The organism is Streptomyces sp. NPDC093984 (assembly GCF_044764595.1).
Taxonomy (GTDB): Bacteria; Actinomycetota; Actinomycetes; order Streptomycetales; family Streptomycetaceae; genus Streptomyces; species Streptomyces cynarae.
Genome location: NZ_JBIWIM010000018.1, coordinates 47273 through 68681, shown reverse-complemented (window position 1 = coordinate 68681; position 21409 = coordinate 47273). Strand labels below are relative to the sequence as shown.

The following is a 21409-nucleotide window of genomic DNA, read 5'->3' as shown; positions in this document are numbered from 1 at the left end:
CCGGTCACAGCTTGCCGCCGCGGGTGCCGTCGCGCCGGGCGGGCGCGATGAGGGTGGAGAGGTAGGGCAGCGAACCGCCGTCGAGGTCGGCTGCGGGCCGGATCGACTCCTCGGGCAGCCCGAGCGCGGACCCCCACACGGCGTCCTCGATCCGCCCGGTCTCCCGCAGCACCTCGGCGACCTCCCGCGCCTGCCGCCCGAACTTGTACGCGACGACGGTCCCGGGACCGGCGAGCGCCTCCTTGAGCACGGTGGAACCGGCCGTGACGGGCACGAGCGTGAGCGGCTCCGTGCCCTCGGTCAGCACGGCACCCGACCGCGCGGCCAGGTCCTGCATGGCGGTGATGCCGGGCACGGTCTCGACGACGGTCCCGGGCACGAGCTCCTGCACGGTCTGCGCGAGGTACGTGAACGTCGAGTACACGTTGGGGTCGCCGATGGTGGCGAACGCGACGGCCGCGTGCCGCTGAAGCAGCCGGGCGACACGCTCCCCGGCGGCGTCCCAGGCGGCCTCGCGCCGCGCCCGGTCGCTCCGCTCGTTCAGCGCGAAGACGACGCGGACGACCTTCTCCTCGGGCACGTAGTGCAGCACGGTCGCCTCGGCGCGCCCCCGCTCACCCACATCTGTTCCATCAGACGCAGCCATCACGGGGACGACGACGACATCGGCGGCGCGCAGAGCGCCTACGCCCTTGACGGTCACCAGCTCGGGGTCGCCGGGGCCCACCCCGACTCCGATCAGCCTGCTGCTCATGACGTCCGGCACCTCTCCACGAACCGACGGGCCGCCCCGGGCGCGGCGGCCCAGTGCGTGTGCAGATAACTCGCGTGCACCCCTTGCTGCACGAAACCTTCCACGCGCGGCCGGGGAGCGCGCACGCCCCAGGCGGGAGCCGCCCCCGCGCCGGGCTCGACGACGGTCCGGTGGAACTCGTGCCCGCGCATACGGGTCCCCGGCGCGGCGAGCACGCTGTCACCGACGGCCACGGCGTCGCGATAGCCGAGGGTCAGCCGCTCGGTCATCCGGGCGGTGGCGTCGAGCACACCGCACATGGGCTGCCCGTCCAACTCCCGGCACAGGTACAGCAGCCCGGCGCACTCGGCGGCGACGGGCGCACCGCTGAGCGCCAGCTCGGCGACGGCCTTGCGCAACGGCTCGTTGGCGGACAGCTCGGCGGCGTACACTTCCGGGAAGCCGCCCCCGATGACCAGGCCACGGGTCCCTTCGGGCAGTTGCTCGTCGCGAAGGGGGTCGAAGGGGACGACCTCGGCGCCGGCGGCGGCGAGGAGTTCGGTGTTCTCGGCGTAGGAGAAGGTGAACGCTGCTCCACCGGCAACGGCAACCGTCACCAGGGGTCCCCCCTGCTCGAGCGAAGCCGAGAGCTCGGGGGAGGGAAGGGACGGCGGGGGCGACCCCCATACGGCCTCAGCCGCATCCCAAGCCGCACCCGACAACGCGCCCGCACTGCGCGCCAGCCCCAGCAAAGCCTCCAGGTCGCACCCTTCACGCACCTGCGCGGCCATCGCGGCCACCGCCGCCACCGCCTCAGCCCGCCGCTCGGCGACCGGCACCAGGCCAAGGTGACGCGACGGCGTGTCGACCTGCGGAACTCGCCGCAAGACGCCGAGCACCGGCACCCCGGCCGACTCCAACGCCTCCCGCAGCAGCGCTTCGTGCCGCTCCGACCCCACCTTGTTCAGGATCACGCCCCCGACCCGCACCTCCGGATCCCACGAGGCGAACCCGTGGACCAGAGCCGCCACCGACCGGGACTGCGCCGACGCGTCCACGACCAGCACGACCGGCGCCCGCAGCAGCTTGGCGACATGGGCCGTGGAGGCCAACTCACCTTCCCCCGCGGCCCCGTCGTACATCCCCATCACACCCTCGACGACAGCGATGTCGCACCCGCGCGCACCGTGCGCGAACAGCGGACCGATCAACTCGGGTCCGCACAGGTACGCGTCGAGGTTCCGCCCCACCCGCCCGGTGGCGAGCGAGTGGTACCCCGGGTCGATGTAGTCCGGCCCGACCTTGTGCGGGGACACGGAAAGCCCCCGCGCGGCGAACGCGGCCATCAGCCCCGTGGCAACGGTGGTCTTGCCACTGCCGGACGACGGCGCGGCGATGACCAACCGTGGGACGGAACGTGTCACCACTCGATGCCCCTCTGGCCCTTCTGCCCCACGTCCATCGGGTGCTTGACCTTGGACATGTCGGTGACGAGGTCCGCGAAGCCGACCAGCTTCTCCGGCGCGTTCCGCCCGGTGATCACGACATGCTGGGTGCCGGGCCGGTTGCGCAGCACGTCGACGACCTCGTCGGTGTCGACCCAGCCCCAGTGCATCGGGTACGCGAACTCGTCGAGCACGTACAGCTTGTAGGTCTCGGCGGCCAGGTCCCGCTTGACCTGCTCCCAGCCCTCCCGGGCCTTCTCCTCATTGGTCGAGTTGTCGCCCTGGATGTCCCGCTGGACCCAGGACCAGCCCTCGCCCATCTTGTGCCAGGCCACGGTCCCGCCCTGCCCGGACGCCCCGAGCACCTTGAGCGCGTTCTCCTCGCCGACCTTCCACTTCGCCGACTTGACGAACTGGAACACCCCGATAGGCCACCCCTGGTTCCAGGCCCGCAGCGCCAGCCCGAACGCGGCGGTGGACTTGCCCTTCCCGATCCCGGTGTGCACCACCACGAGCGGCCGGTTACGACGCTGACGGGTGGTCAGCCCGTCGTCCGGTACGACACTCGGCTGTCCCTGCGGCATTACGCGGCCCTCCTCTTTCCGGCACCCTGCACATCCCGCACCAACCCGGCGATGCTGTCCGCGCGCAGCTCGTCCAGCGTCACAGCGGTTCCGCCCAGTTCGTCGGCGAGCTGCCCCGCCAGCCCGAGCCGCACCGGCCCCGACTCGCAGTCCACGACCACGGCCGCGACCCCCTCGGCCGCGAGCAGCCGGGCCGCCCGCCCGGCCAGCGCGACCGGCTCAGGGCCACCCGTGGCCCGCCCGTCCGTCACCACGACCACGAGCGGCCGCCGCGCCGGATCCCGCAGCCGCTCCACCCGCAGCACGTCGTGCGCCTTCAGCAGCCCGGCGGCCAGCGGCGTACGGCCCCCGGTGGGCAGCGACTCCAGCCGGACCGCCGCCGCGTCCACCGACGACGTCGGCGGCAGCGCCACATCGGCCGCCGAGCCCCGGAAGGTCACCAGCCCCACCTTGTCCCGCCGCTGGTAGGCGTCCAGCAGGAGTGACAGCACGGCGCCCTTGACCGCGCTCATCCGCTGCCGGGCCGCCATCGAGCCGGAGGCGTCGACCACGAACAGCACGAGGTTGCCCTCGCGCCCCTCACGCGTCGCCTGCCGCAGATCGTCCCGGCGCACCACGAGCCCGGGCCCCGACCGGCCGCGCGCCCGCTGATGAGGCGCCGCCGCCTGCACGGTCGCCGCCAGGTGCAACTTGGTCAGCGCCCCCTGGGGCCGCCGGGCCCCGGTGGTCCGCCCGTGCTCGGTCCGCGCCCGCGAACGCCGCCCGGCGGCCCCGTCGCCGAGCCCCGGCACGGTCAGCACCTTCGTGCGGAAGGGCTCGGAGGCGCGTGCGGGAGACTGCTCGCCGACCCCTGAGGTCTGCGACGGCCCACCTTCACCGGACTCGGTCTGCGCGGGGGTGTCGCCGTCGCCCGCCGGCCCGTCCTGCGGCGGCCGGCCGCCACCCCCGCCGGGCCCGTCCGGATCAGGATCGTCGTCGTCCCCGGAATCCCCGGAATCCCCGGAATCCCCGGACTCCCCGAACTGCTCCAGGGTCTCGTCGAGCTTGTCCTCGTCGAGGCCCGGCGCGTCGAAGGGGTTCCGCCGCCTGCGGTGCGGCAGCGCGAGCAGCGCGGCCTGTCGTACGTCCTCGGCGAGCACGTCGGTCCGCCCGGCCCAGGCCGCGAGCGCGGTCGCCGTACGCGCCATCACGATGTCGGCGCGCATACCGTCGACCTCGAACGCGGCACAGGTCGCCGCGATCTGCCGCAGCGCCCCGTCCCCGAGCCGTACGGACGGCAGCAGCTCGCGCGCGGCCACGATGCGGGCGCGTACGGCGGCCTCCTCCTCGGCCCAGCGCGCCGCGAAACCGGCGGGGTCGTCGTCGTAGGCGAGCCGCCGCCGGACGACCTCCACGCGCTGGCCGGGCTCGCGGGAGGCGGCGACCTCGACCGTCAGCCCGAACCGGTCGAGCAACTGCGGCCGCAGTTCGCCCTCTTCGGGGTTCATGGTGCCGACGAGCAGGAAACGGGCCGCGTGCCGCACGGAGACGCCCTCGCGCTCGACATACGAGGCGCCCATCGCGGCGGCGTCCAGGAGCAGGTCGACCAGGTGGTCGTGGAGGAGGTTGACCTCGTCGACGTAGAGGATGCCGCGGTGCGCGTCGGCGAGCAGGCCCGGCTCGAAGGCCTTCACGCCCTCCGCCAGCGCCCGCTCGATGTCCAGTGCGCCCACCAGCCGGTCCTCGGAGGCGCCGACTGGCAACTCGACCATACGGGCCGGACGGGACACCCCCGCCCCGGGCTCGTGCGGCCCGTCCGGACACGACGGATCCGGTGCCGCGGGGTCGCACGAGAAACGGCACCCGGGGACGACCGCCACGTCAGGCAGCAGCGCGGACAGGGCGCGCACGGCCGTCGACTTGGCGGTGCCCTTCTCGCCGCGCACCAGCACACCGCCGACCGCGGGTGAGACCGCGTTCAGCAGCAGCGCGAGCCGCAGGTCGTCCTGGCCGACGACGGCCGTGAACGGAAACGGGGTACTCACTTCTCGTCGCCCTCCAGGTCGCCTTCCAGCTCCAGATAGGTGGCGCGCAGCCGCTCCAGCGTGTCCGCGTCCGGCTCGGCCCACAGGCCCCGGTCGGCGGCCTCCAGGAGCCGTTCCGTGATGCCGCGCAGCGCCCACGGGTTGGACTTCTTCATGAAGTCCCGGTTCTCGGCGTCGAAGACGTACTCCGCGCTGAGCTTCTCGTACATCCAGTCGTCGACGACCCCGGCCGTGGCGTCGTACCCGAACAGGTAGTCGACGGTCGCCGCCATCTCGAAGGCGCCCTTGTAGCCGTGGCGCCGCATGGCCGCCATCCAGCGCGGGTTGACGACGCGGGCGCGGAAGACGCGGTGGGTCTCCTCGCCGAGAGTGCGGGTCTTGACCTGGTCGGGTACGGCCGAGTCCCCCACGTACGCCTCGGGACTCGCCCCCGTCAGGTGCCGCACCATGGCGACCATGCCGCCGTGGTACTGGAAGTAGTCGTCGGCGTCGACGAGGTCGTGCTCGCGGGTGTCGACGTTCTTCGCGGCGACGGCGATGCGCTTGAACGCCGTCTCCATGTCCCCGCGCGCCGCCCGCCCGTCCAGCCCGCGCCCGTACGCGTAGCCGCCCCACACCGCGTACACCTCGGCGAGGTCGGCGTCGCTGCGCCAGTTGCGGGCGTCGATCAGCGGCAGCAGACCGGCGCCGTACGCACCCGGCTTGGAGCCGAAGACACGGGCCGTGGCCCGCCGCCGGTCGCCGTGCTCGGCGGTGTCCTCGTCGGCGTGCGCCTTGACGAAGTTCTTCCCGGCGGGCTCGTCCAGCTCGGCCACCGCGCGCACCGCGTCGTCGATCAGACCGACGACGTGCGGGAACGCGTCCCGGAAGAACCCGGAGATGCGGACCGTGACGTCGATGCGGGGGCGGCCCAGCTCCTCCAGCGGGATCACCTCGAACCCGGTCACGCGGCGCGAGGCGTCGTCCCAGACGGGGCGGCAGCCCAGCAGGGCCAGGATCTCGGCGATGTCGTCGCCCTGGGTGCGCATCGCGGACGTGCCCCAGACCGTCAGGCCGACGGACTTCGGGTACTCGCCGGTGTCCTGGAGGTAGCGGGCGACCAGCGAGTCGGCGAGCGACTGACCGACCTCCCAGCTCAGCCGGGACGGAATCGCCTTGGGGTCGACCGAGTAGAAGTTGCGGCCGGTCGGCAGGACGTTGACCAGGCCGCGGGTCGGGGAGCCGGACGGGCCCGCCGGGACGTAACCGCCGTCCAGCGCCTTGAGGATGTGGCCGATCTCGTCGGTGGTACGGGCGAGGCGGGGCACGACCTCCGTGCACGCGAACTCCAGCACCGCGACGGCGTCGGGGTGTTCGGCGCCCAGCACCTCGCGTACGAGAGCGCCGCTCTCGGAGGCCGCCCAGCCGCGCTCCTCCATCCCCTCCGCTATCCGCCGGCACAGCTGCTCCAGCAGGTCGACCGCGTCCGCCGCCGTTCGGGACGGGCCTTCCACCAGGTCCGTCAGCTCCACCGGCACCTTCACCGGAGCGCCGGGCTCCGCCAGCAGTTCCTTCTCCACCAGGCCGAAGTGCTCCGCGAGCGAGGCCCGCAGACCCGGCAGCGCGTTCGCCTGCCCGCCCCACACCTGCGAGGCGCGCAGCACGGCGAGCACCAGGTTGACGCGCGGCTCGCCGACCGGGCCGCCGCCCAGGATGTGCAGGCCGTCGCGGATCTGCACGTCCTTGATCTCGCAGAGATAGCCGTCGATGTGCATGACGAACTCGTCGAACTCGTCGTCGTCCGGCTGCTCGTCCACGTGCAGGTCGTGGTGGAGCTCCGCCGCCTTGACCAGCGTCCAGATCTGGGCGCGCACGGCCGGTGCCTTGGTCGGGTCCAGATCGGAGACGAGCGCGTACTCGTCGAGGAGCTGCTCCAGCTTGGCCAGGTCGCCGTAGGTGTCGGCACGCGCCATCGGCGGTACGAGGTGGTCGACCACGGTGGCGTGGCCGCGCCGCTTGGCCTGGGTGCCCTCGCCGGGGTCGTTGACGATGAAGGGGTAGATCAGGGGCAGGTCGCCGAGGACGGCGTCCGGCGCGCATCCCCTGCTGAGACCGAGGCCCTTGCCGGGCAGCCACTCCATGGTCCCGTGCTTGCCCATGTGGACGATCGCGTCGGCGCCGAAACTGTTCTCCAGCCAGCGGTACGCCGCCATGTAGTGGTGCGACGGGGGCATGTCGGGGTCGTGGTAGATCGCGATCGGGTTCTCGCCGAAGCCGCGCGGCGGCTGGATCATGACCACGACGTTCCCGAACTGGAGCGAGGCGAGCACGATGTCGTCGCCGTCGACGTACAGCGAGCCCGGTGGCTCGCCCCACGCCTCGGTCATCGCGTCCCTCAGCTCCGGGTCGAGCTTGTCGAACCACGCCCGGTAGTCGGCCAGCGGCACGCGCGCGGGGGCGGCGGCCAGCTGCTCCTCGGTCAGCCACTCCACGTCGTGACCACCGGCCTCGATGAGGCGGTGGATCAACTCGTCGCCGCCCGCCGGGTACTCGGTGAGGCCGTACCCCGCGTCCCGCAGCGCGTCCAGCACCCGTACCGCCGACGCGGGCGTGTCCAGGCCGACCGCGTTGCCGACCCGTGAGTGCTTGGTCGGGTACGCCGTGAAGACGAGCGCGATCCTCTTCTCCGCGTTCGGCTTGTGCTTGAGCCGCGCGTGGCGCACGGCGATCCCGGCGACCCGCGCGGCCCGCTCCGGGTCGGCGAGGTACACCGGCACGTCGTCCGGGCCCTGCTCCTTGAAGGAGAACGGGACGGTGATCAGGCGGCCGTCGAACTCCGGGATGGCGACCTGCATCGCCGCGTCCATGGGGGACAGGGCGGCGTCGGACGCCTCCCACGCGGCGCGCGAGGAGGTCAGGCACAGCCCTTGCAGCACCGGGACGTTCATCTCGGCCAGCGCGCCGATGTCCCAGGACTCCTCCTCGCCACCGGCCGAGGCCTTCGAGGCGTGCGTGCCGCCGGCCGCGAGGACCGTGGCGACGAGGGAATCGGCCTTGGCGAGGATCTCGTACAGCCCGGCGTCGGCGCCGCGCAGCGAACCGCAGTACACGGGGAGGGCGTTGGCGCCGTGCGCCTCGATCGCGTCGCACAGGGTGTCCACGAAGGCGGTGTTGCCGCTGAGTTCGTGGGCCCGGTAGAAGAGCACGCCGACGGTCGGACGGCCCTCGGTGAACGGGCGCTCGGCGTGGACGCCGTACTCCGGCATCTTCCGCGGCTCGTCGAAGCCCTCGCCGGTCAGCAGCACCGTGTCGGACAGGAACCGGGCGAGTTCGGTGAGGTTGGCGGGGCCGCCCTCGACCAGGTACTTCAGCGCCTCCGCCACGACACCGGCCGGTACGGACGACTCGGCCATCAGCTCGGCGTCGGGGACGGCCTCCCCGCCGAGCAGCACGGTCGGGATGCGGGACGCCTTCAGCCGGGCCAGCCCGTCCTCCCAGGCGCGCTTGCCGCCCAGCAGGCGTACGACGGCGATGTCCGCGCCCTCGATCAGCCCCGGAAGCTCCTCGGCGACGTCCACCCGGGTCGGGTTGCCGATCCGGTAGGGCGCGCCGGAGGCACGGGCCGCCAGCAGATCGGTGTCGGCGGTCGACAACAACAACACTGTGCTCATGCGGGCGCTCCCGGTGGGATGAAAGGCAGTCCTTGCGGCGCGCCCGACTCGATGAGCCGCCACAGCGCGTCCGTGTCCGCGTGCTGTTCGATCAGGTCGCCGAGCCGGTCGAGCTGCTCCTCGCGCAGCGCGGCGAACGAGGTGTCGGGGGCCGGCACGAAGCGGCGGCCCGCGGCGGCGGCCACCTCGCGCAGGAAGGCCCGCCGGAAGCCGTCCGACTCCAGCGACCCGTGCCAGTGGGTGCCCCAGGTCTGCCCGACCCGGCAGCCGTCCAGGAAGGGGGTACCGCCGGTGATGTCGGCGACCCCGTGGTGGATCTCGTACCCCTCCACGGGCTCGCCGAGGGCTTCCCCCGCCGGCCGGGTCAGGGTCTTCTCACGGGCGAACCGCACCCGCACGGGCAGCACTCCGAGCCCGTCCACGTGCCCCCTGCGGCTCTCCACCTCGTCCTCGATGTGCTCGCCGAGGATCTGGAAGCCGCCGCAGACGCCGAGGATCGGCCGCCCCTCAGAGGCCCTTCGGACGAGGGCGTCAGCGAGACCGCGCTCGCGCAGCCACTCCAGGGCGCGGACGGTTCCCCGGGTCCCCGGGATCACCACGAGGTCCGCGTCCGCCAGCTCCTCCGGCCGGTCCACGAACCGGACGACCACACCCGGCTCGGCGGCCAGCGCGTCCACGTCCGTGAAGTTGGACATGAGAGGGATGGCGCAGACGGCGACGCGCAGCACGTCCTCGCCGACGGGGGCCATCACCTCGGACTCGCGGACCGCGCCCCGCAGGGAGACTCTGAGTCCGTCCTCCTCGTCGATCCCGAGCCCGTGCCGGAACGGCAGGACTCCGTAGGTGCGCCGCCCGGTGAGGTCCCGCAGCATGTCGAGGCCCGGTTCCAGCAGGCTGACGTCCCCGCGGAACTTGTTGACCAGGAACCCGGCGACGAGCTCCTGGTCCTCGGGAGAGAGCAGCGCCACCGTCCCGAAGAAGGACGCGAAGACGCCGCCGCGGTCGATGTCTCCGACGACAAGGACGGGCAGCCGGGCGTTGCGGGCGATGCCCATGTTCACGATGTCGGTGCGCCGCAGGTTGATCTCCGCCGGACTGCCGGCCCCCTCACAGATCACCGCGTCATACGTGCCCCGCAGCTCGGCCAGGCAGTCCAGCACGGTGCCGAGGAGCCGCTGCTGCCGCCCCCCGTGATATCCGCGCGCACTCAGTTCACCGACCGGCTTGCCCAGCAGCACGACCTGGCTGCTCTGCTCGCCGCCCGGCTTGAGCAGCACGGGGTTCATCAGCGCGGTCGGCTCGATCCGGCACGCCTGGGCCTGCATGGCCTGCGCCCGCCCGATCTCCGCGCCCTCGCGGGTGACGAAGGAGTTCAGGGACATGTTCTGCGCCTTGAACGGCGCGACCTTGACCCCCTGCCGTACGAGCCAGCGGCAGATCCCGGCGGTGACGACGCTCTTGCCGGCGTCGGAGGTGGTACCGGCGACGAGGAGTCCGCGGCTCATGACGTCCGTCCCTTCGCGAGAAGCCTTCGGGCAACCAGGCGCCCGGCGACCGTGATGCCGAGCGCGAGCCCGCTCACGCGCCGGGAGAGCCGTACGGCCTGCTCGATGTCGTCCGTACGGACGGCGCGCCCGGCCGCGTTGAGCACGGGCCGGTGCTCCACGCGCCCCCCGTACGACAGCGTCCCGCCCAGCCGCACGCCCAGGGCGCCCGCGAACGAGGCCTCCACGGGCCCGGCGTTGGGGCTCGGGTGCTTCGCGGCGTCGGCACGCCAGGCGCGCAGCGCGCCCCGCGGATCGGGGCCCGCCGCTGCCGCGAGAACGGCCGTGAGCCGTGCCCCCGGCCATCCCGCGACGTCGTCGAGGCGTGCCGAGGCCCATCCGTAGCGCCGGTAGCGGGGCGACTTGTGCCCGACCATGGCGTCGAGCGTGTTGACGGCGCGGAAACCCACGAGACCGGGAACCCCGGCGACGGCTCCCCAGGTGAGCGCGCCCACTACGGCGTCGGAGGTGTTCTCGGCGACGGACTCGACGACCGCCCGGGCGATCCCGTCCGCGTCCAGCGCCTGCGGATCCCGCCCGCACAGATGCGGCAGCCGGGCGCGCGCGGCCTCGACGTCCCCCGCCTCCAGGGCGCGCTCGACAGCGCGTGCCTCGCGGGCGAGCGACGTGCCCCCGACCACGGCCCAGGTGGCGGCGGCGGTCAGGGCCGTGGCGGCGGTACGGGAGGGACGTACGGCGGATGCGGCGAGCGCCGCCACTGTCGCGGCACCCCCGGCGCAGACGGCGGTGTGCAGCGCGCCCCACCCGCGGTGGTCCCGCCACAGCACCCGTTCCACGGCCGCCGCGGCCCGCCCGAACGCGGCGACCGGATGCCCGCGGCGTGGATCGCCCAGCAGGAGGTCACCGAGGAGGCCGGCGGCGGCGCCGTACGCGAAGACGCGATCGGCACCCATCGGCTCAGCCGACCGTGCGGTCGGACGGGGCCCGGTGACAGAACCTCAATCGGCAGCCGCGCATGGCGATATGTCCTCACTCAGGGTGTCCACGCCCTGGTTCGACGAGACCGGCGGCGAGAGTTCCTGGCTCCCGGGGAGTTCTTCCCCGGTGACAGTGGCGGGACCGCGCCGGACTTGCACCGGCTTCCTCTCCTGCCGCCGTACTGGCTCCGGCAGTCCACCACGCGCCCAGAACAGCCGTCAACTTGCTCTTGACCTGCGACGCTGTGGTGTGCCGAGTCCCACACCACTGAAATCGCGTCAGTTGCCCGAATCGCGCTTTTCGTTGTGAACTGGCGGCCGAAGTGGGCGGTCCAGGGGCGCGCGTTCCGGCGCGTGACTCGAAACGGCGCACCGGGCCCGTGCTCGTCTTTCGCCGTACGGCGGGGTGTGCTTTGCTGGCCGAACTGGAGAAACCCGGCGGTGGACGGCGTCCGAGCGAACCGTCCAGAGGACGGGAGGGACCCACATGGGGGACAGGGCCAAGGAATTCTCGGCAGGCGCGGGAGGTCCCCACGCGCCGCACCCCTCGCTGGCGGCAGCGGCTCCGCTGGCACTCTTCTCCCTGACGACGGGGATGTTCGCGGTCGGCATCGGCGCGCTGGCGGCGCTGCTGGTGCCCGGAACCCCGGCGCGGGCCCTCGTGTGGCTGGTGGTCACCATCGTGGCCGCCGCCTGCGCGGGACTGTGGTGGGGCCTCACCCCGGTCACGGAGCGTCTCCGTGTCCTGGGCCGGGCGACGGCGGCCGTCCGGCAACGCGACTCGCGGACCCCTTGACCTCGGGAACACGGGAAACCCCCGCAGCGACACCGCCGCGGGGGTGACGCGCAGCGACGTCGCTGCGCGTGCGATTGCGAAGTGCTCCGGCCGTCAGGCGACGATCAGATGGATCCCGTACGCGACCGCCGCCGCGCACGCCGCGAAACAGGCGTAGGCGCCGGTGGCCGCCAGGGCGGCGGCGCCGCCCCGGGCCGAGTCCTTCTTGGTGAGGCCCACGACGCCCAGGGTGAACAGGGCCACCAGGGCCACGGTGACCCCCAGGCTGACGCCGAAGACGGAGCCGAGGGCTGCCCAGTCGATCTTCATGAGTGGTGATTCCTTAAACCGTGGCGGCGGGGGCCGGCTCCGCGGAGGGGCCGGCGTCCGGGGCCGGGATCGTGGCCTGCAGGTCGGTGGCGGCGTCCGTGTCCGCCGAAGCGGTGTCGGCCGCGACGACCGGGCCCGCCGGGGGCGGGATGACCGCCGCGATCGCCGCGGTGACGACGCCCGCGGGCTCCGTCTCGACGTCGTTGACGTTGTCCACCGTGACCGGCTTGCGGCGCGAGAGGGTCCAGATGACCCCGGCGCCGGCGACCAGCAGCACGCCGGTGGCGACCGTGCCCCAGGTGCCCTGCTTGGTGAGGAGTTCGGCGCCCGCGCCGACCAGGCCGGCCGCCGGGAGCGTCAGAGCCCACGCGGTCAGCATCCGGGTCGCGGTGGACCAGCGGACCACGCCGCCCTTGCGGCCGAGGCCCGCGCCCATGACGGCGCCGGAGCAGACCTGGGTGGTGGAGAGCGAGAAGCCGAGGTGCGAGGAGGCGAGGATCGCCGTCGCCGCGCTGGTCTGGGCGGCGAAGCCCTGCTGCGGCGCCAGGTCCGTCAGGCCCTTGCCGAGGGTGCGGATGATGCGCCAGCCGCCCAGGTAGGTGCCGAGCGCGATGGCCAGACCGGCCGAGACGATGACCCAGGTGGGAGGGTTCGAGCCGGGGGCGATGACACCGCCGGTGACCAGGGCCAGCGTGATGATGCCCATCGTCTTCTGCGCGTCGTTCGTGCCGTGGGCCAGGGAGACCAGGCCCGCCGAGGCGATCGAACCGGCCCGGTAGCCCTTCGCGGTCGCCTTCTCGTCGGCGCGGCTGCCGATCACGTACGACAGGCGGGTGGCGAGCATCGAGGCGAGGCCCGCCACGAGCGGCGCGGCGACGGCGGGGATCAGGACCTTGGTGACGATCGTCGAGCCGTTCACCGCGGACCAGCCGGCCGAGGTGACGGCGGCACCGATCAGACCGCCGAAGAGAGCGTGGGAGGAACTGGACGGCAGACCGAGGAGCCAGGTCAGCAGGTTCCACAGAATGGCGCCCACCAGGGCGGCGAAGATCACTTCGACGCGTATGCCCTGTTCGTTGATGATGCCGCCGGAGATCGTCTTGGCGACCTCGACGGAGAGGAAGGCGCCGAGGAGGTTCAGCGCGGCGGACATCGCCACCGCCGTCTTGGGCCTCAGGGCGCCGGTCGAGATGGTCGTCGCCATCGCGTTGGCTGTGTCGTGGAAACCGTTCGTGAAATCGAACACGAGAGCGGTGACGATCACGATTCCGAGGAGGAGCGTGATGTGTTCCATTTACCCAGGCTTCTGTGGGAGGTCAGTGGCTGTTGGACCGTAGGCAACCTGGGTGAACGGAAGATGAACTGAGACGGGCTGGAGGGTGTACCGATCGGCGTATCGGCGTTCCGTTTATGGGTGGCCCGCGAGGGTCGCGGCCTCGAACGAAGCCGGAATTCAGGCTTCCGGAAGCGTTGGTGCGCCTCAGGGGGCCGTGCCGGGCTCTCCGCCGGCTCCTCGCGAACCGCTTCAGCCGGTCCCGGGACCCGTTGAAGTGATTTCGGTCACCCTCCAGGCTCCCGTCGTTGTGGACCGCCTCCTGGGGGAGTGTGTCCGTATATGCGCACTTACGGACCCGCGACTCCCGGCCAGAGTGTGCCAGGCCACCCCCGCGCGGACCCCACCTGGCAGGATCACGGCATGGCCGATCAGCGACATGACCCAGGGGACGCCCGGGAGGCCGTACGGCACGGGCGGGAGCCGGCTGCGCCGGCCGCGGCGGCGGAGGAGGTGGCGCGGGCCTGGGACCAGCTCGTCGCGACGGCCCGCCGCACGGTCGCCGACGGACTGGTCGTCGGCACCTCCGGCAACGTCTCCGTACGCATCGGCGACACCGTGCTGGTCACCCCCACCGGAGTGCCGTACGAGCGGCTGACGCCGGGCGACGCGGTCGGAGTCGACCTGGACGGACACCAGGTGCTCGGCACGCTGCGCCCGACCAGCGAGCTGCCCATGCACCTGGCCGTCTACCGCACGACGGACGCCCGGGCCGTCGTGCACACCCACGCCCCCGACGCCACGGCCGTCTCCACGCTCGTACGGGAACTGCCGCTGATCCACTACATGGCCGCCGCGCTCGGAGGCGCGGTGCGGGTCGCCCCCTACGCGACCTACGGCACCCCCGAGTTGGCCGAGAACATGCTCCGCGCCCTGACCGGCCGCAGCGCCTGCCTGCTGCAGAACCACGGCACGGTCGCCCATGGTGCCTCGCTGGACCAGGCCTACGACCGCACAGCCCAGCTGGAGTGGATGTGCCGCGTGTGGCTGACGGCGTCGTCCGTGCCGGGCCTCACCCCGCACCTGCTCAGCCGGGAGCAGGTGGCGGAGGTAGGGGAGCGGTTGCGGGGGTACGGGCAGCATCAGGGGTTCACGAACCCCTAGGGTCCTTCGTCTGGATCAGGCCCCGCGAGTCTTCGTGATCCAAAACGAAAGACCCTGGTGGACCGGCCGGCCGGGGCCGCCTTGCGGCGCGCCCCGTGGGTCACACCGCGCCCTTCTCCCCACTGGCCGGGGGCGGGCTCCACCGGGAGACTGGATGGATGCGCACTGTCAAAGCGGCGGCCGCAGCCGTCACCGTAGCCATCGCCGCGGGCGCCGCCGGCGTCGCCGCGGGCCGCTTCGCCAGCGACGCCGCGCTGAAGGCGCCGCCGGGGCGTCCGCTGCCCACGGAACCCCGTCTCACCGTGCACTCCCTGGCGGCCGGCCGGATCGCCCTCACCCGCGACCTGGCCTCCCAGCGGCCCGGCACCTACGGGCTGACCGGTGACGGCTCGCACGCGGTCGTCGGCCCGGTCCTGAACTCCGCCCCGCACACCGTCGACACGGTCGTACGCCGTCTGGAACGCGTCACGCACGGCACGCTCGAGCCCGGTGACAAGGTCTGGCTCACCCCCGCCCTGTACACCGGCGATCCCCGAACCGCCCTCGGCCTCGACCACACCGACGTGGAGGTGCCCGGCGAACTCGGGCCCCTGCCCGCCTGGTTCCTGCCGGGTGCCCGTGACACCTGGGTGATCACCGTGCACGGGCTCGGCACCACCCGGGAACACCCCATGAATGTCATGGGATTCCTGCAGCGGCACCACTTCCCGGTCCTCGACATCGCCTACCGCGGCGACCCCGGGGCGCCCCGCTCCCCGGACGGCCTGAACCACCTCGGCGAGACCGAGTGGCGCGACGTGGACGCCGCGATCCGCCACGCGGTGCGGGCCGGGGCCGAGCGGGTCGTGCTGCACGGCTGGTCCACCGGCGCCGCCATGGCGCTGCACGCCGCCGCCCACTCGGCGGTGCGCGAGCGGGTCTCCGGGCTGGTCCTGGACTCACCCGTCCTCAGCTGGGAGGCCACGCTGCGCGCCCTGGCCGCAGCCCGCCGCACCCCGGGACCCCTGCTGCCGCTGGCCGTCCGCGCCGCACAGGGCCGCACCGGTGTGCACGGCGATCGCACCCAGAAGGCCGCGGACCCGCAGCACCTCAACGTGCCGGTGCTGATCTTCCACGGGCCCGACGACACGATCGCCCCCTGGGGCCTTTCACGCCGTCTCGCCGAGCGGCGCGCGAACCTGGTCACCCTGCACACGGTGGACAACGCCCCGCACGGCGCCATGTGGAACGCAGACCCCGAGGCATACGAGGAGGCCATGCGGCGCTTCCTCACGCCGCTGATGTGACGGTGTCGACGCAACGGCCCGCGTCGGCGGGCACACAGCTGAGGCGCCCTTTCGCGCCCTCTTCCGCTTAGCCCACCCGACCAGCGCTGTCCCCCTTCCCAGGGCCTCTGAGGACCCTCTCGCCGACTCCCGTCGGCGTCCCTCGAGGCATTCCGTTTGGGTTTTCGGACCGTCAACCGGAAGACTGCACCCGTGACGTCCCGTACTCCGCGCGACTCCAGGCTCCGACTCGTCCGACCGCGGCCGCTGGCCGCCGCCCCCCGAGCGGTGACCCAGCGCCGCACGCGCCGCCCCGCACCCAGGCCGCCGGAGGGCACGCCGCCGCCCGCGGAACTGGCGAAAATGGCCCGCGCCCGTCTGGCCGGCGCGGCCCGTGTCGCCCACTGGGCCGACGCCACGCTCGGGCCCGGCCGCGAGGGCGCGTCCCCCGACGGAAAGGGCACCCTGTCCGACGCCACCGCGGAACGGGCGGCCGCCGACCTCGGCCTGACCGTCGCTCAGGTGCGCGCCGACTGGGACACCGCGCGCCTGGCCGGTCTCGTCGAGGTGCACGGCGACAGCGCCCGCCCCGGCTGGCGGCTGCGCGCCTGGGACCGGGACGACTCCGCCGTACTGCGCGGCTGGGTCGCCCTCTTCGACGCCTGGTCGCTCGCCTGCCCCGAGCCGGCGGACCGAGAGCACGCCGCCGTCGCCGAGGTCGTCTCGGCCATGCCGCAGGTGCTCTCCTTCCTCCAGCTGTCCGCCGGGCCCGTCCCCGTCGAGCAGCTCCTCGACCTGCTCCAGCAGCGGGTCACCGAACTGCGCACCGAGCGCTGCGAGGTCCCCTACGGACCCCGGCCCGAGCCTGTCGTGCCGCCGGTCCCGGACTCCGCCGACGAGTCCGAGCTGGCCCCCCTGCTCGCCTGGGCCCTCGACGCGCTCGCCTACGTCGGCGCCCTCACCTGCGCCGACGGGCAGGCCACCCTCACCCCGCTCGGCAGCTGGGCGGTCTGGGTCAAGCTGGAGCAGATCTGCGTCGCCGCGCAGAGCCCCGCCGGGAACATCGAGCAGAACGCCGAGGACATGCTCCGCGGCTGCGCCCAGCTCCGCCCCAACGCGGCTCGCGCCGAGTACCGCGCCTGGCTGGCCGCCCGCCCCGTCGGCAGCGCCGTCACCGAACTCCTCGGTGCCGCCCGCGGCGAGGACGCCCTGCTGCGCGGTCTGGCCTTCGAGGCGCTGCGCGTGGTCGGCGCGCCCGCCGAGCCCGAGGTGCGGCGCGCCGCCGAGGAGACCACGCTGCGCCCCTACGCCCTGCTCTGGCTCGCCGAGCACGACGGCGCCGACCCGGAGGACGCCCACGAGGTGCTCACCCGTGAGGAGGCCACCTGGCTGTGGGTCGACACCGCCGCCGCCGTCGCCGACCACGGTGAGGCCCCGCTCCTGGTCCGCCACCTGGAGTCCGCCGTGCAGGCCACCGTGCCCGCGCTGCTCGACGAGGTGCGCGCGGTCGGACACCCCCGTACCGTCCAGGTCCTGGTCGCGCTCGCCGCCGCCCACCCGGACCCGGCGCTCGCCAAGGCCGTGCGCCGGGCCGCCTTCCAGGTCCACACCGGAGGCAGCTGACCCCCTCGCACAGCGGTCGTCAGGCGGCTGTCTCAGGGGCGTACGTGCCGAAACTCCAGATGTTGCCCTCGGCGTCCCGGGCCATGTAGTCCCGCGACCCGTAGTCCTGGTCCGTCGGGGGCATCAGGATCTCCGCGCCGTGCTCCACGGCCCGCTGGTGGTGTGCGTCGACGTCGTCCACCACGACGTACACCCCGCAGGGACCCGCCCCCCTCATCGCCTCGTCGAAGGGGCCGCCGCGGCCCTTCGAACCCAGCATCACCACGCCGTTGCCCTGCACCAGCTCGGCGTGCAGCACCGATCCGTCCTCGCCCTCGTACACCGACAGCTCCGTGAAGCCGAAGGCCTCCGTGAGCTGCCTGATCGCCGCCTTCGCGTCCGCGTACAGCAGCGCCGGGCAGATGCTCGGACGCCTGCCGTCCATGCCCGCCATCGCCGTCACTCCCTCCGGTGTCCGGCCGAATCCCGGCCTGTCGCTCAGTCTGGCACCGGCCACCGACAACACTGCGGACGACGGGAGTTGGACGACAGGACCGGGCGCCCGGAGTGCCAGCCTGACACCGCCCCACGACACGACGCCGGGCCGTGGCCCGAACGGGGGACGCACCGCCGCGTCGCGCCCCCGTGCGCCGCGCCCGCGCGTATCCTTCGCGCCGCGTAGTGAACGTCACACCACCGCCGTCACGCTGCCGCGACGACGGACGTCACAGCCCGGGACGCCGCGTACGGGAAAAGTGCTTGCACCGCCCCGTTAGACTTGGGCCCATGGCCATTCTCCTCGCGCATTAGACGGCGGGAACGTCCTTAAGCCGCCCATCCCGCCACCCTCCCCCAAGCTCGCGACCGCGCTCGAGCAGGGGGGACTCCCAGCCCAGGAGTCTGTCCGTGATCTCCGCCTCCGGCATCGAGCTGCGCGCCGGTGCCCGCATCCTCATCGAGAACGCCACCTTCCGCGTCACCAAGGGCGACCGCATCGGCCTCGTCGGCCGCAACGGCGCCGGGAAGACCACCCTCACCAAGGTCCTCGCCGGCGAGGGCATCCCCGCCGCGGGCACCGTCACCCGCTCCGGCGAGGTCGGCTACCTCCCCCAGGACCCGCGCACCGGCGACCTCGACGTCCTCGCCCGCGACCGCATCCTCTCCGCGCGCGGCCTGGACGTCCTGATCCGCAAGATGCGCGAGAACGAACAGCGCATCGCCAACGGCTCGGGCGCCACCCGTGAGAAGGCGCTGCGGCAGTACGAGCGCCAGGAGACCGAGTTCCTCACCAAGGGCGGGTACTCCGCCGAGGCCGAGGCCGCCACCATCGCCGCCGCGCTCAACCTGCCCGACCGGGTGCTCAGCCAGCCCCTGCACACGCTCTCCGGCGGTCAGCGCCGCCGTATCGAGCTGGCCCGCATCCTGTTCTCCGACGCGGACACCCTGCTGCTCGACGAGCCGACCAACCACCTCGACGCGGACTCGATCATCTGGCTGCGCGACTACCTGAAGACCTACCGCGGCGGCTTCATCGTCATCTCGCACGACGTCGACCTGGTCGAGACGGTCGTCAACAAGGTGTTCTACCTGGACGCCAACCGCGCCCAGATCGACGTCTACAACATGGGCTGGAAGCTCTACCAGCAGCAGCGCGAGGCCGACGAGAAGCGCCGCAAGCGGGAGCGCGCCAACGCCGAGAAGAAGGCCGCCGCGCTCAACGCCCAGGCCGACAAGATGCGCGCCAAGGCCACCAAGACGGTCGCCGCGCAGAACATGGCCCGCCGCGCGGACAAGCTGCTGGCGGGCCTGGAGGCGGTCCGCCAGTCGGACAAGGTCGCCAAGCTGCGCTTCCCCGAGCCGGCCCCCTGCGGCAGGACCCCGCTGATGGCCGAGGGCCTGTCGAAGTCGTACGGCTCCCTGGAGATCTTCACCGACGTCGACCTGGCCATCGACAAGGGCTCCCGGGTCGTCATCCTGGGCCTCAACGGCGCCGGCAAGACCACCCTGCTGCGCCTGCTCGCGGGCGTCGAGCAGCCGGACACCGGCAAGGTCGTCCCCGGTCACGGCCTCAAGCTCGGCTACTACGCGCAGGAGCACGAGACCCTCGACCCGGACCGCACGGTGCTGGAGAACATGCGCTCCGCCGCGCCCGACATGGACCTGGTCGAGGTCCGCAAGGTGCTCGGCTCGTTCCTGTTCTCCGGCGACGACGTGGACAAGCCCGCCGGTGTCCTCTCCGGTGGCGAGAAGACCCGTCTCGCCCTCGCCACCCTCGTGGTGTCGTCCGCGAACGTGCTGCTGCTCGACGAGCCGACCAACAACCTCGACCCGGCCAGCCGCGAGGAGATCCTCGGCGCGCTGCGCACCTACAAGGGCGCGGTCGTGCTCGTCACCCACGACGAGGGCGCGGTCGAGGCGCTCCAGCCGGAGCGGATCATCCTGCTGCCGGACGGTGTCGAGGACCTGTGGGGCGCGGACTACGCCGACCTCGTCACGCTCGCCTGACCGCCCCGCGGCGGGCGGTCAGGGGCGCTTGATCGAACGGCTGATCCACTGCGTATGGATCATTCGGCCGATCCGTGATCCATCATCTGTGTGAGATCTCCTCGTACCCGGGTGTGTCCTGCACCGATTCGACGGCCGAGCCGCTCCCTGGAGCGGTCTCGGCCGTCGCGCGTCGCTGACCTGGTGATTCCCCGATGAACCCGTTCGGGTGTACGGACGCGACCGGGCGGAATCCCGGATTCCACTCGTGGGGATGTGCTCCTGTCGTCACAACCTTGTCGCACGGACCTTGCCGAATGGGTGGCCATCGCGCCCCGGAGGGGTGATCATGAGGAGACCAGAGCGCACTTCCCATGAGGAGGCACGGGTGGCCGAGACTCTGAAGAAGGGCAGCCGGGTGACCGGCGCCGCGCGCGACAAGCTCGCGGCAGACCTGAAGAAGAAGTACGACTCCGGTGCGAGCATCCGAGCACTGGCCGAGGAGACCGGCCGCTCGTATGGCTTCGTGCACCGGATGCTCAGCGAGTCGGGCGTCACGCTCCGAGGGCGTGGCGGGGCGACGCGGGGCAAGAAGGCCCAGTCGGCCTGACGCCGGGCGGCCCATCGGCTTCGGTGGTGGCCACCCGGTCGGTCGGTCCCCCAGTGCCTTAAGGGCCTGGGGGTGCCCCCATCCGGCCGGGTGGTTACTGTGCAGTCACTTAGGATGCCGTGCCACGGCACCCGCTGCTGACCGCACCCATCGGAGGCGCCCCATGGCTTCGCTCGACCCGGTACTCGACAAGGACGGCGTACGGCTCACCGTCGACGAGGCGATCGCCACGGTGACGCTGACCAACCCGGCCAAGCGCAACGCGCAGAGCCCCGCTCTGTGGCGGGCGCTCACGGAGGCCGGGCGGGCGCTGCCCGGTTCGGTCCGCGTGGTCGTGCTGCGCGCCGAGGGTCAGTCGTTCTCGGCCGGGCTGGACCGCCAGATGTTCACGCCCGAGGGGATCGAGGGCGAACCGACCTTCATCGACCTCGCGCGCAGCGGCGACGCGGAGCTGGACGCCACCATCGCCGGGTACCAGGAGGCGTTCACCTGGTGGCGGCAGAGCGACATCGTGTCCGTCGCCGCCGTGCAGGGGCATGCGATCGGAGCGGGGTTCCAGCTCGCCCTCGCCTGTGACTTGCGCGTCGTCGCCGACGACGTGCAGTTCGCCATGCGCGAGACCAGCCTGGGCCTGGTACCGGACCTCACCGGCACGCATCCGCTGGTGGGCCTGGTCGGCTATGCCCGCGCGCTGGAGATCTGCGTGACGGGCCGCTCCGTCGGGGCCGAGGAAGCGGTGACCACCGGGCTCGCGAACATCGCCGTATCGCGCGACCAGCTCGACGAGACGGTACGGGACCTGGCGACCGCGCTGCTCGCGGCGCCCCGCGACGCCGTGATCGAGACCAAGGCACTGCTGCGTGGCGCGCAGGAGCGGACCTACGAGGCCCAGCGCGCGGCGGAACGGGCCGCCCAGGCCCGGCGGCTGCGGGATCTGGCGGGCGTCGGCGAATAGACACGCCCCGAACCAGGCCCGCGCCCAGACGTG

Annotated in this window: 18 protein-coding genes and 1 riboswitch; of the genes, 8 read left to right on the top strand and 10 right to left on the bottom strand. The window is 72.8% G+C overall.

Translation table 11 applies throughout. The annotated features are described in order from the left end of the window. Positions 1 to 4: 4 nt before the first annotated feature. From cobI to ACIRC0_RS35725, 7 genes are read right to left on the bottom strand one after another with little or no spacing between them, the layout of a single operon-like run. A complete protein-coding gene (cobI, locus tag ACIRC0_RS35755; RefSeq protein WP_403625069.1) occupies positions 5 to 754 on the bottom strand; it encodes a precorrin-2 C(20)-methyltransferase in 750 nt (249 codons plus the stop codon). After that, a complete protein-coding gene (locus ACIRC0_RS35750) occupies positions 751 to 2157 on the bottom strand; it encodes a cobyrinate a,c-diamide synthase (protein ID WP_403625066.1) in 1407 nt (468 codons plus the stop codon). The genes cobI and ACIRC0_RS35750 overlap by 4 nt, the downstream gene beginning before the upstream one ends. Further along, complete coding sequence (cobO, locus tag ACIRC0_RS35745; RefSeq protein ID WP_200423194.1) at positions 2154 to 2762, bottom strand: cob(I)yrinic acid a,c-diamide adenosyltransferase; 609 nt, start codon at positions 2760 to 2762, stop codon at positions 2154 to 2156. Before cobO ends, ACIRC0_RS35750 begins: the two co-directional genes overlap by 4 nt. Beyond that, positions 2762 to 4786 (bottom strand): putative cobaltochelatase, encoded by a 2025-nt coding sequence (locus ACIRC0_RS35740; protein ID WP_403625063.1) that lies wholly within the window; start codon positions 4784 to 4786, stop codon positions 2762 to 2764. Before ACIRC0_RS35740 ends, cobO begins: the two co-directional genes overlap by 1 nt. Continuing rightward, the gene (gene cobN, locus ACIRC0_RS35735; RefSeq protein ID WP_403625060.1) at positions 4783 to 8436 is read right to left on the bottom strand and encodes a cobaltochelatase subunit CobN; all 3654 of its coding nucleotides are present in this window, start codon (positions 8434 to 8436) and stop codon (positions 4783 to 4785) included. The genes ACIRC0_RS35740 and cobN overlap by 4 nt, the downstream gene beginning before the upstream one ends. After that, complete coding sequence (locus tag ACIRC0_RS35730) at positions 8433 to 9941, bottom strand: cobyric acid synthase (RefSeq protein ID WP_403625057.1); 1509 nt, start codon at positions 9939 to 9941, stop codon at positions 8433 to 8435. Before ACIRC0_RS35730 ends, cobN begins: the two co-directional genes overlap by 4 nt. Then, positions 9938 to 10894: a cobalamin biosynthesis protein gene (locus ACIRC0_RS35725; protein ID WP_403625056.1), complete on the bottom strand. Its 957-nt coding sequence runs from the start codon at positions 10892 to 10894 to the stop codon at positions 9938 to 9940. The genes ACIRC0_RS35730 and ACIRC0_RS35725 overlap by 4 nt, the downstream gene beginning before the upstream one ends. 97 nt (positions 10895 to 10991) lie before the next feature. Then, a riboswitch (cobalamin riboswitch) is annotated at positions 10992 to 11134 on the bottom strand. Between the two features lie 107 nt (positions 11135 to 11241). On the opposite strand from ACIRC0_RS35725, the gene ACIRC0_RS35720 reads away from it, so the two are divergent. Further along, positions 11242 to 11505 carry a DUF397 domain-containing protein gene (locus ACIRC0_RS35720; protein ID WP_403625053.1) on the top strand — a complete coding sequence of 88 codons (264 nt, stop codon included), beginning with the start codon at positions 11242 to 11244 and terminating at the stop codon, positions 11503 to 11505. Then, positions 11406 to 11714, top strand: a complete 309-nt coding sequence (locus tag ACIRC0_RS35715) for a hypothetical protein (protein ID WP_403625050.1) — start codon at positions 11406 to 11408, stop codon at positions 11712 to 11714. Before ACIRC0_RS35720 ends, ACIRC0_RS35715 begins: the two co-directional genes overlap by 100 nt. 93 nt (positions 11715 to 11807) lie before the next feature. On the opposite strand, the gene ACIRC0_RS35710 is transcribed toward ACIRC0_RS35715, so the two are convergent. Then, entirely contained in the window at positions 11808 to 12023 is a 216-nt protein-coding gene (locus ACIRC0_RS35710; RefSeq protein WP_103844529.1) for a hypothetical protein, read from the bottom strand. A 13-nt stretch (positions 12024 to 12036) separates the two neighbouring features. After that, positions 12037 to 13317: an anion permease gene (locus tag ACIRC0_RS35705; protein WP_403625047.1), complete on the bottom strand. Its 1281-nt coding sequence runs from the start codon at positions 13315 to 13317 to the stop codon at positions 12037 to 12039. Positions 13318 to 13719: 402 nt separating this feature from the next. On the opposite strand from ACIRC0_RS35705, the gene ACIRC0_RS35700 reads away from it, so the two are divergent. The 3 genes from ACIRC0_RS35700 to ACIRC0_RS35690 all read left to right on the top strand — a co-directional run bounded on the left by ACIRC0_RS35700 (position 13720) and on the right by ACIRC0_RS35690 (position 17348). After that, positions 13720 to 14460, top strand: a complete 741-nt coding sequence (locus tag ACIRC0_RS35700; RefSeq protein WP_403625044.1) for a class II aldolase/adducin family protein — start codon at positions 13720 to 13722, stop codon at positions 14458 to 14460. A gap of 158 nt (positions 14461 to 14618) precedes the next feature. Next, positions 14619 to 15746: an alpha/beta hydrolase gene (locus tag ACIRC0_RS35695; RefSeq protein ID WP_403625041.1), complete on the top strand. Its 1128-nt coding sequence runs from the start codon at positions 14619 to 14621 to the stop codon at positions 15744 to 15746. A gap of 192 nt (positions 15747 to 15938) precedes the next feature. Next, positions 15939 to 17348: a hypothetical protein gene (locus ACIRC0_RS35690; protein WP_403625038.1), complete on the top strand. Its 1410-nt coding sequence runs from the start codon at positions 15939 to 15941 to the stop codon at positions 17346 to 17348. A gap of 19 nt (positions 17349 to 17367) precedes the next feature. On the opposite strand, the gene ACIRC0_RS35685 is transcribed toward ACIRC0_RS35690, so the two are convergent. Further along, positions 17368 to 17781 (bottom strand): VOC family protein, encoded by a 414-nt coding sequence (locus tag ACIRC0_RS35685; protein WP_103845452.1) that lies wholly within the window; start codon positions 17779 to 17781, stop codon positions 17368 to 17370. A 452-nt stretch (positions 17782 to 18233) separates the two neighbouring features. On the opposite strand from ACIRC0_RS35685, the gene abc-f reads away from it, so the two are divergent. The 3 genes from abc-f to ACIRC0_RS35670 all read left to right on the top strand — a co-directional run bounded on the left by abc-f (position 18234) and on the right by ACIRC0_RS35670 (position 21376). Beyond that, complete coding sequence (abc-f, locus tag ACIRC0_RS35680; protein WP_403625035.1) at positions 18234 to 19832, top strand: ribosomal protection-like ABC-F family protein; 1599 nt, start codon at positions 18234 to 18236, stop codon at positions 19830 to 19832. Between the two features lie 367 nt (positions 19833 to 20199). Then, positions 20200 to 20421, top strand: a complete 222-nt coding sequence (locus tag ACIRC0_RS35675) for a helix-turn-helix domain-containing protein (protein WP_030578326.1) — start codon at positions 20200 to 20202, stop codon at positions 20419 to 20421. A 163-nt stretch (positions 20422 to 20584) separates the two neighbouring features. Further along, positions 20585 to 21376 (top strand): enoyl-CoA hydratase/isomerase family protein, encoded by a 792-nt coding sequence (locus tag ACIRC0_RS35670; RefSeq protein WP_403625031.1) that lies wholly within the window; start codon positions 20585 to 20587, stop codon positions 21374 to 21376. The last annotated feature ends 33 nt before the right edge of the window (positions 21377 to 21409 follow it).

Excerpts from the sequence above, each read along its gene's own strand:
- ACIRC0_RS35730 (WP_403625057.1), bottom strand. The coding sequence starts at position 9,941 with ATGAGCCGCGGACTCCTCGTCGCCGGTACCACCTCCGACGCCGGCAAG.
- cobN (WP_403625060.1), bottom strand. The coding sequence starts at position 8,436 with ATGAGCACAGTGTTGTTGTTGTCGACCGCCGACACCGATCTGCTGGCG.
- ACIRC0_RS35705 (WP_403625047.1), bottom strand. The coding sequence starts at position 13,317 with ATGGAACACATCACGCTCCTCCTCGGAATCGTGATCGTCACCGCTCTC.
- ACIRC0_RS35700 (WP_403625044.1), top strand. The coding sequence starts at position 13,720 with ATGGCCGATCAGCGACATGACCCAGGGGACGCCCGGGAGGCCGTACGG.
- ACIRC0_RS35725 (WP_403625056.1), bottom strand. The coding sequence starts at position 10,894 with ATGGGTGCCGATCGCGTCTTCGCGTACGGCGCCGCCGCCGGCCTCCTC.
- ACIRC0_RS35695 (WP_403625041.1), top strand. The coding sequence starts at position 14,619 with ATGCGCACTGTCAAAGCGGCGGCCGCAGCCGTCACCGTAGCCATCGCC.
- ACIRC0_RS35715 (WP_403625050.1), top strand. The coding sequence starts at position 11,406 with ATGGGGGACAGGGCCAAGGAATTCTCGGCAGGCGCGGGAGGTCCCCAC.
- ACIRC0_RS35670 (WP_403625031.1), top strand. The coding sequence starts at position 20,585 with ATGGCTTCGCTCGACCCGGTACTCGACAAGGACGGCGTACGGCTCACC.
- cobI (WP_403625069.1), bottom strand. The coding sequence starts at position 754 with ATGAGCAGCAGGCTGATCGGAGTCGGGGTGGGCCCCGGCGACCCCGAG.
- cobO (WP_200423194.1), bottom strand. The coding sequence starts at position 2,762 with ATGCCGCAGGGACAGCCGAGTGTCGTACCGGACGACGGGCTGACCACC.
- ACIRC0_RS35685 (WP_103845452.1), bottom strand. The coding sequence starts at position 17,781 with ATGGCGGGCATGGACGGCAGGCGTCCGAGCATCTGCCCGGCGCTGCTG.
- ACIRC0_RS35710 (WP_103844529.1), bottom strand. The coding sequence starts at position 12,023 with ATGAAGATCGACTGGGCAGCCCTCGGCTCCGTCTTCGGCGTCAGCCTG.